The sequence below is a fragment of the Sutcliffiella sp. NPDC057660 genome, from assembly GCF_042800035.1.
GTDB lineage: Bacteria > Bacillota > Bacilli > Bacillales > Bacillaceae_I > Sutcliffiella_A.
On record NZ_JBHVHV010000015.1, the window covers coordinates 73,339 to 88,426 of the forward strand.

9 protein-coding genes are annotated in these 15,088 nt (G+C 43.6%); 3 read left to right on the plus strand and 6 right to left on the minus strand.

What is annotated here, in order from left to right; all coding sequences use genetic code 11:
- Positions 1-6 precede the first annotated feature (6 nt).
- Complete coding sequence (locus ACFVAD_RS17665) at positions 7-441, minus strand: DUF948 domain-containing protein (RefSeq protein WP_386642984.1); 435 nt, start codon at positions 439-441, stop codon at positions 7-9.
- Positions 442-683: 242 nt separating this feature from the next.
- Between ACFVAD_RS17665 and ACFVAD_RS17670 the strand changes: the two genes are divergently transcribed.
- The gene (locus ACFVAD_RS17670) at positions 684-1,799 is read left to right on the plus strand and encodes an aminopeptidase (RefSeq protein ID WP_386642987.1); all 1,116 of its coding nucleotides are present in this window, start codon (positions 684-686) and stop codon (positions 1,797-1,799) included.
- 120 nt (positions 1,800-1,919) lie between these two features.
- A complete protein-coding gene (locus ACFVAD_RS17675) occupies positions 1,920-2,885 on the plus strand; it encodes a hypothetical protein (protein ID WP_386642990.1) in 966 nt (321 codons plus the stop codon).
- Here ACFVAD_RS17675 and murC read toward each other — a convergent pair.
- The 5 genes from murC to ACFVAD_RS17700 all read right to left on the minus strand — a co-directional run bounded on the left by murC (position 2,882) and on the right by ACFVAD_RS17700 (position 9,952).
- Entirely contained in the window at positions 2,882-4,192 is a 1,311-nt protein-coding gene (murC, locus tag ACFVAD_RS17680) for a UDP-N-acetylmuramate--L-alanine ligase (protein WP_386642993.1), read from the minus strand. The two genes, ACFVAD_RS17675 and murC, sit on opposite strands and share 4 nt — an antisense overlap.
- 335 nt (positions 4,193-4,527) lie before the next feature.
- Positions 4,528-5,613 carry a nicotinate phosphoribosyltransferase gene (locus ACFVAD_RS17685; RefSeq protein ID WP_386642996.1) on the minus strand — a complete coding sequence of 362 codons (1,086 nt, stop codon included), beginning with the start codon at positions 5,611-5,613 and terminating at the stop codon, positions 4,528-4,530.
- A 171-nt stretch (positions 5,614-5,784) separates the two neighbouring features.
- Positions 5,785-8,247, minus strand: a complete 2,463-nt coding sequence (locus tag ACFVAD_RS17690; protein ID WP_386642999.1) for a DNA translocase FtsK — start codon at positions 8,245-8,247, stop codon at positions 5,785-5,787.
- A 266-nt stretch (positions 8,248-8,513) separates the two neighbouring features.
- Positions 8,514-9,125, minus strand: coding sequence for a YtpR family tRNA-binding protein (ytpR, locus tag ACFVAD_RS17695; RefSeq protein WP_386643002.1), 612 nt, complete (start codon positions 9,123-9,125; stop codon positions 8,514-8,516).
- Positions 9,122-9,952 carry a DUF1444 domain-containing protein gene (locus ACFVAD_RS17700; protein ID WP_386643005.1) on the minus strand — a complete coding sequence of 277 codons (831 nt, stop codon included), beginning with the start codon at positions 9,950-9,952 and terminating at the stop codon, positions 9,122-9,124. The genes ytpR and ACFVAD_RS17700 overlap by 4 nt, the downstream gene beginning before the upstream one ends.
- Positions 9,953-10,636: 684 nt before the next feature.
- Between ACFVAD_RS17700 and ACFVAD_RS17705 the strand changes: the two genes are divergently transcribed.
- The gene (locus ACFVAD_RS17705) at positions 10,637-15,049 is read left to right on the plus strand and encodes a S8 family serine peptidase (protein WP_386643008.1); all 4,413 of its coding nucleotides are present in this window, start codon (positions 10,637-10,639) and stop codon (positions 15,047-15,049) included.
- Positions 15,050-15,088: the final 39 nt, after the last annotated feature.

Sequence of the window (15,088 nt, forward strand, 5' to 3'; positions counted from 1 at the left end):
TCCTCCTCATAATTTGTTGATTTTGTTTTTCTGTTTTTTCTCATTCCATTTTTCCACAAGCTCCATTGCAACATTGGACCATTGAACCACCTGGGAAACCTTGTCCTGATTCTGATCCAATTGATGTGCTACATTATTTGATAACCGTGTTACGGAATGATTAAACCCTTGAATGGAAGTACCAACATCCTTAACGGCTGTCACAACCGTATTAAGCTGCTGCGATTTATCTTGAATATCATCCATCAAAACGTTGGTTTTATGTAATATCTGCTCCGTCTCTGTCGTGATTCCCTGCATCTGCTTTTCGATACTTCCAAGAGTACCTGCAACCTGATCCAATGTACCCTGCACAGAACGAAGAGTTTTCGAAACAAAAATTACTAATACTAAAAATGCAATTGCTACGATAATGGCACTCACGTAGAGCAAGTCGATCAAATCTGACACCTCCTGCTGAATATTTGCATACTAGTTGTTTACCCCACATGATAAAGTTTAAACATCTTATACCACTTCTTATTCTATGAGAAAGACAAAATCCCTGCTAGAAAATGCGCAAATTGTACATTTTATAAAAAAATTTCTGCTGCTGGAAAATCAAAAAAATTAAACAAACTCCGTGAATTCGGTTACAATAAAATGGTTACATACTAAACTTCATTAATTAGGGGGCAATACATGTGAAAGATCCTCGCATTCAAACTTTAGCCAAAAACCTGATAAATTACTCGGTTAAATTGCAAAAAGGTGAAAAAGTGCTTATTGAAAACTTCGGTCTTCAACGAGAGCTCGTTGTGGCCTTGGTGGAAGAGGCATACAAAGCTGGCGGCTACCCGTTCGTATCCTTAAAGGATGTACAAGTAGATCGTGCCCTGCTTATGGGTGCCCAGGAAGAACAATTTAACATGAAGGCTGATTTCGAAGCAAATGTCATGAAAAATATGGACGCATATATTGGATTGCGTTCCGGCGATAACATCAGTGAACTTTCCGATGTACCGGATGAAAAGCAGAAAATCCAAGGAAGCACAGTCGGCAAAAAGGTTCACCGTGACATCCGTGTACCGAAAACGAAATGGGTTGTTCTTAGATACCCGAATGCTTCCATGGCTCAGCTTGCAAAAATGAGTACTGAAGGCTTTGAAAACTTCTACTTTGACGTTTGCAACCTTGATTACGGGAAAATGAGCGACGCAATGGATGCACTGGTTTCCCTTATGAATAAAACGGATAAAGTGCGCATTACAGGCGAAGGCACAGATCTAAGCTTCTCCATCAAGGATATCCCGGCAATTAAATGTGCAGGGGAAATGAATATTCCTGACGGTGAAGTCTATACTTGTCCAGTAAGAGATTCCGTAAATGGAACCATCTCCTACAATACTCCTTCACCTTACCAGGGATTCACTTATGAAAATGTCAAATTGACTTTCAGAGACGGGAAAATCGTAGAAGCATCTGCAAATGATTCCGACCGCATCAACAAAATCTTTGACACGGACGAAGGTGCACGCTATATCGGTGAATTTGCAATCGGTGTGAACCCTTATATTCAGCACCCGATGCAGGATATCCTGTTCGATGAGAAAATTGACGGTAGCTTCCACTTCACTCCAGGTCAGGCATATGAGGATGCCTACAATGGAAACGACTCCGATATCCACTGGGATATGGTCATGATCCAGCGCCCTGAATATGGCGGAGGAGAAATCTACTTTGATGATGTACTGATCCGCAAAGATGGCCGTTTTGTCATTCCGGAACTGGAGAGCTTAAATCCGGAGAATTTGAAATAGATTCTTTCATAGAATAAATGGATTCGTGCTCACCGTAGTAATATTGGTGGGGCGGGTCCTTTTTTGTTGTTCAGATGGTTCATTGGCTTTTTTACATTAGCGACCTAGGTAGGTTTGGTCTTGGTCTCAGCCATGCTTTTTGAGACCACCATTCTTTGTTTCTGGACAAATGGCGATCTCAAACATGGCTTTTGTTACCACCATTCTTTGTTTCTGGGGGAATGGTGGCCTCAAATATTGCTTTTGTTACCACCATTCTTTGTTTCTGGGGGAATGGCGGTCTCAAACATGGCTTTTGTTACCACCATTACTTACTTTTGGACGAATGGCGGTCTCAAACATGGCTTTTGTTACCGCCATTACTTACTTTTGGACAAATGGCGGTCTCAAACATGGCTTTTGTTACCACCATTCTTTGTTTCTGGACGAATGGCGGTCTCAAACATGGCTTTTGTTACCACCATTCTTTGTTTCTGGACGAATGGCGGTCTCAAATATTGCTTTTGTTACCGCCATTCTTTGTTTCTGGGGGAATGGCGGTCTCAAACATGGCTTTTGTTACCACCATTCTTTGTTTCTGGGGGAATGGAGGCCTCAAATATTGCTTTTGTTACCACCATTCTTTGTTTCTGGGGGAATGGTGGTCTCAAATATGGCTTTTGTTACCGCCATTACTTACTTTTGGACGAATGGCGGTCTCAAACATGGCTTTTGTTACCACCATTACTTACTTTTGGACGAATGGCGGTCTCAAACATGCCTTTTGTTACCGCCATTACTTACTTTTGGACGAATGGCGGTCTCAAATATTGCTTTTGTTACCGCCATTACTTACTTTTGGACGAATGGCGGTCTCAAACATGGCTTTTGTTACCGCCATTACTTACTTTTGGACGAATGGCGGTCTCAAATATTGCTTTTGATACCACCATTCCTTTCTTTCGGACGAATGGTGGTCTCAACCTGCTCTTCCCACTACACAATCTACGAAAAACCTGCCACCCTGTAAGTCCATCCCCTGAAAACAAAAAAGAGAACAAGGTATACTTACTACCTCATTCTCTTTCAATATTCATATTAGCTTAATTCGTTTCCGTAGCCTGCAGCTTCTCATAAGCTTCCTGGAATTTAGTGATGTCCCCTGCACCCATGAAAATGATGACAGCATTTTCATGTCGTGCCAACATCTCTGTTCCTTCTTCACTCAGGATTTCTGCCTGTTCGATTTTTTCTTTCAAATCGTTAATACTCAGCTTGCCCTGGTTTTCCCTTGCAGAACCGAAGATGTCACATAGGTAGACAAAGTCTGCACCGCCCAGACTTTCAGCAAACTCATTCAGGAACGTCTGAGTTCTAGTGAATGTATGTGGTTGGAAAACTGCGATTACTTCTCGATCCGGGTACTTTTGATTCGCCGCTTCAATTGTTGCACGAATTTCTGTTGGATGATGGGCGTAATCATCGATCAGCACCTGGGAACCGACCACTTTTTCTGAAAATCTGCGTTTTACTCCACCGAAAGTGAGCAATTGGCTCTGGATTACGTCAACAGGTACTCCTTCGTAATGGCATAGAGCAATAACAGCCAAGGAGTTCATGATATTATGATCGCCATAACCATTAATCTTGAACGTGGCATAATGATTATTGCGGACAAATACGTCGAAGGTGGTTCCTTCTGTGCTCTTCTCGATATGTCTTGCCTGGAAGTCGTTCTCTTCCCCTAAGCCATAATAGATTACCGGAACCTTTGCTTGGATCTTCTGCAGATACTCGTCATCTCCACAGGCGATGATCCCTTTCTTGACTTGCAGGGCCATTTCCTGGAATGCATTGAAGACATCATCAATGCTTCCGAAATAGTCCGGATGGTCAAAATCAATGTTTGTCATGATTGTATAATCAGGGTGATAGGATAGGAAGTGTCTTTTGTATTCACATGCCTCGAATACGAAATATTCGCTGTCCTCTGCACCTCGGCCAGTACCGTCCCCGATCAGGAAGGAAGTCGGCTTTGCTCCTTGGATAACATGAGCCAGCAATCCTGTTGTGGATGTTTTCCCATGAGCGCCTGTTACAGCAACACTTGTGAATTTCTCCATGAACTGGCCAAGAAATTGTGGGTACCGGATGACAGGAATATTCAATTCATGCGCCGCCACAATTTCTTCATGTGTATCAGGAAAAGCATTCCCTGCTATTACTGTCATGTTATCTTTTACATTGTCCTTATCGAAAGGAAGGATGGTTATACCTTTTTCTTCCAGACCTTTTTGGGTAAAGAATTTCTTTTCAATATCCGAACCTTGAACTTCGAATTTCATATCGTGAAGAATACCAGCTAAAGCACTCATTCCTGTACCTTTAATACCAACAAAATGATAAATGGTCATGAAAAAACCTCCAACATTTATCTATATATAATCCGTCTGCAGCACCCTTCCTTGCAGTCGAATCGAATAGTAGTTTTTTATTTGTAGGCAAAGCCTCCGTAACTTCGAATAGTTACAGTATATGATTTATATCTCAAAGTGATAATTCCCTCATTCGAAAGCCATCAAACCATATGTATACTAATTTTTTGCCCAACAACTTGTTATTATAGCATGAAATTCAGTTATACTCCACTTTATCAAAGGAATGCAGTAAAGTACCTATGGTCCACTAGGGGGAGAAAAACTGATAGAATCATCGTTCCATCAGTTTTCAAAAAGGCTTTATGAAGATATTAATCAACTTTTTCCAAACGTTCATTGAAACGATATTTCCGTCCAGCTTTTGCTTGAGGTTCTCCGTTCAGCATGACATTGTCACCGGTAAACCCAATAGAGATTTTCAGCAGACTTCCTCCGATGCCATAGATGTCCACCGGAACCTTCTGTTCTTCAAATTCCATGATCCTCTGTTGATTGAAACCTCCACTTACCACAATTTTCACATGCTGAAAGCCTTCCTTATCGAGTGCTTCCCTTAATGCAAATACCAATGGTCCATTCACTCCACGTGGATCAAACGTGCCCAATACATCCTGGTTTCGTATGAAGTGTTGATCAATCATCGTTCTGGATGTATCAATCCGAACACCTTTGAGTTTGTCTCCAAAGACTCTGGCTACCTTCAGGGCGTCTGTAATAACATCATTGTTGTAATCAACCAGTACTAGCAGATCATCCTCAGGAAACTTTTCATGATATGCCTTGGATGCTTCGACTACATCTCCATTAAAAAGCTGGATAAGGGCATGAGGCATCGTTCCCATTCCCTTTTTCCCCCACCACTCGTTCATCGCATGTGTAGCCTGGGCTGTGGAACCGCCGATATGAGCAGCATATCCGTCCCCTGCTTGCTGCGTGAAGTGGTCGTCGCGGTCTCCCATAAAGATGACAGGCTTCTGCCCTGCAGCCTTGACCACATTATACACATTTGTCGAAACTGAAGTGCGCCTTGCCAGTATGCCATCGATTACACCCTCAAGGAACCCAAAATTCTGATAAGGCCCTGTGATTGTAAGTACCGTCTCAAAAGGACTTATTTTATCTCCATCCTTCAGTGAGTATATTTCCAGGGAATCGGGGTCATCTGCAAATGTTTTTATCAAGGCGATTACTTCGTCCGTTCCACAGAGTACTGCGTGCTCTTTTTGGAAAAATTGCATGGTAACAATATTGTCAGGTTTATAGGCACGTACAATTTCACGCGTTTTCAAGAAATAGACTGCGGAAAACCAGCCCTCTTTCACACGTTCATCAAATTTGAATGTACGATTAGTCAACCTTTTGATTTTCCCTTGTAGCTTTAACTCTATTTCTTTCATCCAAAAAGCTCCTTACGTCCCCTATTTAACAGCTGTTAAATAATGAAAATGGTTACTTGGTCTTAGGCGGCCAGGACAGATGCCCAACCCGCCTTTGCTTGTCTTATTAACTATTATCTATATTATAAGAAGTTTATATCCATTTACAACTTTTCCTGCATGAATTCATTATTACTCCGCTTCTTGCCTTGTTACCAGTTCTTCCTCGGAGACTAATACATCACGGGGCTTACTCCCTTTCGGACCGGATATGACTCCCTGATCTTCCATCAGTTCCATCAATCTGGCAGCTCGGTTGTAGCCGATTCTGAATCTGCGCTGAAGGCTGGATGTGGAAGCGACATTCTGGTCCACCACAAACTGACATGCCTCGAGGAACAACTCGTCTTCCTCCTGAACATAGCTCTCTTTGAGCAATTCCGTCTGTTCAAACAGGTAAGTGGGTTTTTGTTCTTTTCTGACGTGTGATACCGCTTTTTCAATTTCTTCATCCGAAACAAAGTTTCCTTGCACCCGGATTGGCTTTGGAGCTCCATTTTCCAAAAGCAGCATATCCCCTCTGCCAAGAAGCCTTTCCGCCCCGCCTATATCGATGATGGTTCTGGAATCCACTTGGGACGATACAGAGAAGGCGATACGAGTTGGAATATTCGCTTTGATCAAACCGGTAATGACATCAACGGAAGGTCTCTGAGTCGCAATAAGAAGGTGCATTCCGCACGCTCTCGCTTTTTGGGCAATACGGCAGATTGCCTCCTCTACGTCACTTGGCGCCATCATCATCAAATCAGCGAGCTCATCGATGATAATGACCATATAAGGCAAGGTTTCCTGTTTATGCTTTTTGGCGCCTTCATTATATTTGGCAATATCCCTTACACCTGCATGGACGAACAGGGCATATCTTCTTTCCATCTCCTCTACCGCCCACTTCAATGCAGCGGTCGCAGCCTTTACATCTGTGATAACCGGGCTGACGAGATGAGGAATATGATTATATGGCGTCAACTCGACCATTTTCGGATCGATGAGCAAAAGCTTCACTTCATCCGGAGTACTCTTATAGAGCAAGCTCATGATAATGGAATTCACACATACGCTTTTTCCGGAACCAGTTGCTCCTGCAATCAGTCCATGAGGCATCTTCTGCAGGTCCAGTACAACCGGCTGGCCGGAAATGTCGAGTCCCATGGCAACCGTTAAGGGTGAAGCATTCTGTATGAATGATGGGTGTCTGAGTATCTCCCTGATAAGTACCGGTTTACTCACACGGTTCGGAACCTCTATTCCGATTGTGTTTTTCCCTGGGATCGGCGCTTCCATCCTGATATCCCTTGCAGATAGGCTAAGCTTGATATCATCACTTAGGTTTGTAATTTTATTCACCTTTACTCCAGGTTCAGGCTGCACTTCAAATTGTGTCACAGAGGGCCCCTGTGTTGCTTTTACAACCTTCGCCCCTACTCTGAAATGATGCAGTGTCTCATCAAGCAGCCTTCTTTGGTCCACCACCCATTCACGATCATCCTCTGAATGCTGTGGTGGAATATTCAGAAGGTGGATAGGTGGCTTTCGATAGTATTCAGGCTGTACCTCTTCAGTTTTTCGTTTTTCCAAGGTGCGTTTATCCTGCTTCAGCATAATCACATTATAGGGAATATGCTGTCTCTTGTATTCTTTATTTCTATCATTTTCCGACTCTCGTTTTGGGCTTCTGACAGGTTCACTCTTTTGTATTGGTGAGGATTCAGGCTCTTCTGGTTCCATCGCGGCATCGTTCAAAACTTTTTCTTCGATTGGTTCCAAGGTTTCCGCCTGTTCTTCCAACTCCGGTGCAGTCTCTTCTTCTAGTTGTGAAACCGTCTCTTCTACTATTGGATAAAACTCGTAGTAGTCCTTGTTCTCCGGAGCTGCCTCAATTGGTGTTTCATGTTCTTTGCGGTAGTGATCCACTTCAAGCTCGGCATTGCTCTTAAACTTTTCACTTTTCGGAGTTTGTTCCACAAAATTCGTTTCTTCCTCTTCGATATGCCTGTTATTTTCCGGCTTTTCTTTCAACAGGCCAAAGCTGAACGCTTGCACTTTTTCCTTCTCCGTCTCCGATATGCCAAAAGAGTCCTCTTTAATAGTCAATGTCTCTTCCATGATAGGATCTACGTTTACTGGATTGTTCTGTCCTGCGAAGCTGAGACTTTCCAATTCGATCTCCGGAATTTCCTCCTCCACTTTTTTACTTGCAGGTGGACGAAGGCTATATCCATATACCGGGGACACCACTTCAGTTGGGTGAAATGGCTTCTTCTCCTTCCAGTTCGGTTCCACTTTCTTTTGAATAACCTTTTTGGGAGGTGCAGCTTCTTTTTTTATCTGTTCTTTTAACGTTGGCTCTGAAACCTGCTTCATGCTTGAAGACGCAGTTTCCTTTTTCTTTCTTGCTGCCACTTGCGGAGGCGGTTCCATCACAGCCTTTTCTCCATCAGGTATTAACGGAAAGCGAAACTTGCCATTGGGATACTGATAGGAAATTCTCGCCTGCATATTCTTCTGTTCCGGTTTCTTAGCATAACTCTGCTCAATTCTCTCCTGCTCTACATCATCATTAAGCTGAGCAAACAGCTTTTTAAACCAGTTCACATCTATCACACTCTTTCGTACGTTATTTTAGCCAGAGCCGTTTTCGCATATATTGTTGCTTTTGACGTATACAACTTAAACACGTTATATTACTTGCTCTCGTGCTCTTTTCCCTGATGCTAGATTTAATTCTCGTTGAATACTATAGGGAGAAATGCTGTAAAAAATCCAAAAGCCGATTTTTTACGGACATAAGCAACAAACTTTACGAAAAGAGCCTAGCCAAAAATACCACTAGAACGGTCTAGTGGTATTTTCTTTGATTTTTACTTCCCGAAAGGCTGTCCGGCTTTGTACTCATCGGAATCAAGAACTAAAATCCCTTTTTCGGCAGGTGCATCCGGCAGGTCCAATTCTTTGGCGGAACAGATCATTCCATATGAGGCGACCCCACGCAATTCTGCATCCTTGATACTCAGGCCGCTTGGCATAACCGCCCCGACCTTAGCTACTACGACATGCTGTCCCTTGTCTACGTTAGGAGCGCCACAAACGATCTGCAGCACTTCAGTGCCAACGTCCACTTTGCATACACTCAGCTTGTCAGCGTTTGGATGCTTTTCCTTTTCCACCACAAGACCTACGACAAACTTGGGGCTAAGATCAGCAGAAAAACTTTCCTGCACTCTGTTTTCTTTAAAAGCGTCATTGATTTTTCCGACCAATTCTTCTGTAAGTTCCACTTGGCCCTTAAACTGCTCCACTTCGACATACTTGGAAGCTTCAAAAATATTGTAGCCTACCACTTCTTTCGTTTCGCTGTCCAGGATGGTTGCTACGTCTCCCTTTTTTTCAAAGGTCCTATTTTTCAGTTCTATATCTTTTATGTAAATAAGAAGGGTATCTCCTATACCTTCTTTATTATAGAATACATTCATGTGTAATCCCCTTCTTTCCTTTTTGTATCCTTATTATTTTTCCCTAGAATGAAAATCGGTTCCAGTTCTCCTTCTTCATATAGGAAAGAAAGAGCCGTTATCGGAATTTTGCCATTCACAAAGAAGCTCATGGTCAATTCAGCAAGTACATCATACCCTACCTCATTTTGAATGTCAGCAACTATCAGTACATCCTGATGGGGTACAGCCACCGTCATGGTTCCTGTGATCCGTTTTTTGAAGGAATCCAGAAAGCTATCATTCAGGATTCTGCTCGCATCGTATCCGTCATTAGAGCGGACGAAATAAAAAGTGTTGCCTGCTACTGCATCCTCTTTCACGTTCGTTGGGAGCGAGCGAACATTAAACATTGCCATCTCTTTGATCGTTTTCTTTTCCAGATTCTCTTTCTGAAGCAGCTTCTCATCTATCAGTTTATAGGATTTCCCAAGATCCACTGCATAATAGATGCGCGTTTCAGCCGTATGCTCATCATATACAAGTGGAATATCATTGCTTGAAGTCGGGAAGGAAGTGGACCTTATTACCGGATAGATGTGGCGTTCCGCTCCATTCAACTGAATCGGCACCCTCATGCTCGTTAGTGCTTCCTTAACATAATATACGTACTCTTCGATGGCTTTTTGGTCATCATTCTGTTCGTATTTTGCAAGAACACCTTGAAGGGAAACATTGATCCCTTTTTTGGTTTCCTTATCTTCTACTCGAAGTGACTCTTGTTCTCTATCATATGTAAAAGTCCAATTGGGATTGGATAGTTTGTCTTCCAACATCCGCCTGATTTTTTGGACGGTCATTTTCTCCATGAGGAACATTCCCTTCTCTCATTTAAGTCAACCTTTATTGTACAACAAAAATAGACAGCGTGTAACGGGAAAGCCCCTTTTCCCCTTTTTTCTATGGAGTTTTGAAATTTTCCATTTCTACCTTTTCCGTTAGATAGGAAAATAATACCCCTTCATCTGAAAACTAGTAGTAAAGCCTCTTTCATTTCTTCCTTCCCCTAGTTCCTTTCGCTTATATGACGTTGCTTTATTCTTGTAGGAATACTTGTATTAGTAATAATAGCTCGATTTTACTTCAATTCTTTCATTTTATTTAGACCTAGTTATTAGTGCCTATCACTTCTACTACCTAAGTAGTATGGAAGATACCCTATTAAAACTGGGTTCAATAGAATATTTTTACATTATTTCTTCGTTTTGGATATCTATGCATTCATGTACTATTTTACCATCCAAAATAATCCAACTATACCAAAAGAATCATTTTTAGAATATTCAGATTTATATCTTCTTATTTCGACATTCTTCTTCTGATTTCTTATTTACTCTTAAATTGTCAACTTAGAAAAACCTACATATACCGGCTTTTTCTAGTTAATCGGCCGGATTCTACCATTCTCGCAAATTAAATGGTAGAAGGATTTTGTCAAAGAAAGGGGGATGCATGGCGTAAGGTTTATCATACAAATTTGAGGGGGATGTTGAATGAGAAGGAAACGTAATAAGGCTAGAGTATTCAGTATCTTTATGTGTTTACTTTTGATCGTCCCAAGTTTCACGCTTAACAAAGCGGCTGCACAAGGAAAAAGTGCCACTGTCTCCTTATCGGGAGCGTCGAATGAAGTAGCGGCCAGCAAAATTCCTGATCGCCTGTCGACACAGTTCTCCAAGGACGGTGAAAAAGTCACTTTCCTTATCAAGTTCAAGGAGCAGGTTGACACAATGGCGGTAGCAAACAAAGCAGCTCAATCAGCAAAAGCAAAGGCTGCCACTGCAAACCAGGAAAAGCTGATGAAAAGAAATGCGGTTGTTTCTGAGCTGAGAGCAACTGCAATCGAAACTCAAGTGAGTGTAAAAGAATTTCTTGAAAAAGAAGTTGAAGCCGGAAATGCCAAGGACATCCAATCTTTCTACGTGGTGAACGGAATGGCTGTCACTGCTACAAAAGAAGTAATGGAAATGCTTGCTCAGTTTCCAGAAGTGGACAAACTTCTTCCTAACGAAACAAGGCAGCTTGATCCACAAATTGAAGCACAAAAATCAAATAGTGTCGGCCTGGCGGCAGAAAACGAAAAGCCGGCTGCAGGTTTGGAGAATATCGAGTGGGGCGTGGCTCAAATTGGAGCTCCACAGGCTTGGGAAATGGGAGTGGATGGAACCGGAACTGTTGTCGCAAGTATCGACACAGGTGTCCAGTGGAATCACCCAGCGTTGGTAGAGAAATATCGTGGATACGATGCCAACAACCCAACCAGTCCTAGTCATGAGTATAACTGGTTTGATGCAACTCCTGCCAACCAATCAACTCCTTATGATGATGACGGGCATGGAACGCATGTTACCGGTACGATGACTGGTTCTGAGCCAAACGGTTCCAACCAGATCGGTGTGGCACCTGGAGCAAAATGGATTGCAGTTAAAGCGTTCACTCCTTCAGGCGGAACCGATGTTGCCTTGCTTTCTGCAGGTGAATGGATCCTTGCACCAAAAGATGCAAATGGTGTACCAAATCCTGCTATGGCTCCAGATGTTGTAAACAACTCTTGGGGTGGCGGTGCAGGACTTGATGAGTGGTACCGTCCTATGGTTCAAGCATGGACAGCTACTGAAATCTTCCCGGCATTTGCTGCAGGGAACACTCGTGCAGGAAATCCTGGTGGACCGGGATCTGTTTCCAATCCTGGTAACTACCCTGAATCCTTTGCAACTGGAGCAACAGATGTAAATATGAATCTGGCAAGCTTCTCCCTGCAAGGTCCATCTCCTTATGAGGAAATTAAACCGGAAGTTTCTGCACCAGGGGTAGGCGTTCGATCTTCCTTCCCGGGCAATCAATATGGTGCTGCCAGTGGAACATCCATGGCAAGCCCGCATGTTGCCGGTGTGGTAGCCTTGCTTAAACAAGTCAATTCCTCCTTGACTATCAGTGACATTGAGGAAATATTAATGACCACAGCGACACCTAGAACCGACTCCGCATTCCCTGAAACTCCAAACAATGGATATGGGCATGGAATTGTGAATGCATTCGATGCAGTATCCTCCATCATCTCTGGCTTAGGGAAAATCAAAGGGCAGGTTGCAAAAGATGGAGAAGACGATGAAGCTCCTACTTTTGAACATACAGCCCCGGCAGAAACATATGCTGGAATGAATTTACCGTTAAGCATCAACGTCCAGGATAATGTCAGTATTTCTTCTGTTACACTTCAATATCTGTCTCAGGATGGCAGTTGGGTGAATATCGATGCTGAACGTGCATCCGGCAACTATAGTGATGCCGTCTACACTGCTTCCATTCCAGGTGAAGTCATCGCAGAACCATCTGTATCCTACAAATGGGTAATTGTCGATTTCGGAGGAAATGAAGTTACTTCCGATACGTATGAAGTCAGTGTTCAACCAGGTATTTCACTTGGGTATTCCGAGGACTTTGAATCAGATCCAATTGGCTGGTATTCCTTCGGGACGGTAAATTCTTGGCAATGGGGTGCCCCAACGAGCGGACCTGGTGCTGCCAACTCCGGAGAAAAAGTCTATGCTACTAATCTTGAAGGAAATTACGGGAACAGTGCCAACATGACACTTGTGATGCCTCCTGTGGACCTGCCGGCAGACAGTGCAGCCTATCTGCAGTTCATGAACTGGCATAACCTTGAAACACGTTATGATTTTGCCCATGTGTTTGTTTCCACTGATCAGGAAAACTGGACACAGCTTCTCCGTTTTGACGGTGTGACTACGGAGTGGCAGGCACGGGAAGTCGACCTGTCCGCATATGCAGGACAACGCATCTATATCGGCTTTAACGTTACAACCGATGGAAGCGTGGTACGAGCAGGCTGGTATATTGATGATGTAGCACTTTCAGCTGAATCAAATGCCGCTGAAGCTGCTGTCAAATCTCAGCTTGGCTTACAAAAAGAAAGTTCAGTAGAACTGAAGGAAGAGCAAGTGAACCCAGATAAGATCCATCCTGCAGCAACTCCTGTTGAAACGGATGAATCAAAAGAAGAATTCAACCCTGCAGCACTACCTTTAAGTGCCCAGGTAACGGTTGTAGAGACCGACAGAACGGTAAATACGAACCCTGCAAATGGCCAATATGAATTGCTCCATGCAGCCGGAAGCTATACTGTTAAAGCGGAGAGTTATGGCTACTACCCTGCTGAGCAAACAGTGGATATCCCGGCAGATGGGGAAGCAGTCGCAAACTTTGTCCTAGAGGAAATCCCTCAAGGTACACTAACTGGTACTGTTACAAACAGTGCCACAGGTGATCCGATTGCAAATGCTACATTAATGCTTGTAGAGGATGCAGCTATTGCACCTGTTACAACAGATGAGAACGGAAACTACTCTATCACTGCTTACGAGGGAGATTACACATTGCGTGTCATGGCTCCTTCCTTCTACAGTGAAAATATCCCAGTCAGCGTAGAGCCGAACGGCGAAACAGCACTTGATGTGGAGCTTCGTCCATTCATCGGCTACCCTGGTGAAATCGGCTATGATGATGGCACTGCAGAAAATGCACGTGCATTCTACGATGCCGGAAACGGTTGGGCAGTAAAAATGTCTCTTCCTGAAGGACAAAACAGTGCCCTTGTAACTGGCGGTTTGTTCCGCTTCTGGGATACGGAATGGCCGGTTCCTGGTGGTACTGCATTCCAAGTCGAAGTATATGATGCATCAGGTGCAGATGGAGCGCCAGGTCAGAAGCTGGCTGGTCCATTCGATGCAACGGCACTTCGAAATGGGGAATGGACAGATGTTGATCTATCTGAACACGGTATCATTGTAGAACAGGACTTCTACATGGTATACATCCAGTCCCATCCGAACCCGAATACGCCTGGGCTTGCTACTGATGAAGATGGCGAGAATGCTGCTCGCAGCTGGCAATTGGTTGGAGGCGCATGGTCCCCAGCACCTGAAGAGGAAGGTAACTACATGATCCGTGCAAGAGTGAACTTTGAAGTGACAGCACCTAGCATCACTTCCCCTGCAGACGGATCTTATACAAATGAAGAGACTGTTACGGTAGAAGGAAATGCAGCTCCTACCACAACAGTACATGTATTGAATAATGGCGAAGAAGTGGCCACTACTACCGCTACAGCTGAAGGAACCTTCGCTGTGGATATCAGTCTGAATGATGGAGAGAATGTCTTAACAGCGAAAGCTTCCACTGACAATGGAACGACAGATCCGTCAGAGCCTGTAACAGTGGTGCTCGACCAGGCAGCACCGGAGCTTGCAATCACGGGTCCTGAAAACGGGTCCAAGACAAACCGTGAAACAGCGACAGTCACTGGAACGGTTGCAGATGAAAATCTCGACTTTGTAAAGGTGAATGGGGCAAAGGTAGCTGTGACTGATGGTGCCTTCTCACACCGCATCCTACTGGAAAGCGGTGAGAATGACATTCGAATCGTCGCCCAGGATCTTGCTGGCAATCGTACTCGCCAAAATGTAACAATCTATGCAGATTACGAAGCACCGGTAATTGAGAACCTAAAACCTACGGAAGATAAACACTTAAGATCAGGAGAATCTGTAAAAATCGAATTCAACAGTGAACCTGGATTACGTGCCACCTTCTCGATCCGTATGCCTTTAACAAATGCTTCGGCTATGCTGCAGAACAATGAAACAAGCAACGCAGTTGAGCTGCCAATGATGGAGCAATCTCCTGGATACTATGTTGGTTATTGGACAGCAACTTCCAGCGTGGTTGCCAGCGGTGCCGAAATTGAGGTAAAAGCTACTGATGAATATAATAATGTTACTCGTGCGCTAGCAGAAGGTAAATTGTATATCAATGAAGCTGGCGAAGACAATGGAAAGCCTGGTAAGCCAGGAAAACCTGGTAAAGGAAAAGGGAAAAAGAACTAAAATGAATGAAAAAAGGATGCGGGAGAAAGTTTCCCGCAT

Excerpts from the sequence above, each read along its gene's own strand:
- murC (WP_386642993.1), bottom strand. The coding sequence starts at position 4,192 with ATGACCATTTATCATTTTGTTGGTATTAAAGGTACAGGAATGAGTGCT.
- ACFVAD_RS17685 (WP_386642996.1), bottom strand. The coding sequence starts at position 5,613 with ATGAAAGAAATAGAGTTAAAGCTACAAGGGAAAATCAAAAGGTTGACT.
- ytpR (WP_386643002.1), bottom strand. The coding sequence starts at position 9,125 with ATGAATGTATTCTATAATAAAGAAGGTATAGGAGATACCCTTCTTATT.
- ACFVAD_RS17700 (WP_386643005.1), bottom strand. The coding sequence starts at position 9,952 with ATGGAGAAAATGACCGTCCAAAAAATCAGGCGGATGTTGGAAGACAAA.
- ACFVAD_RS17705 (WP_386643008.1), top strand. The coding sequence starts at position 10,637 with ATGAGAAGGAAACGTAATAAGGCTAGAGTATTCAGTATCTTTATGTGT.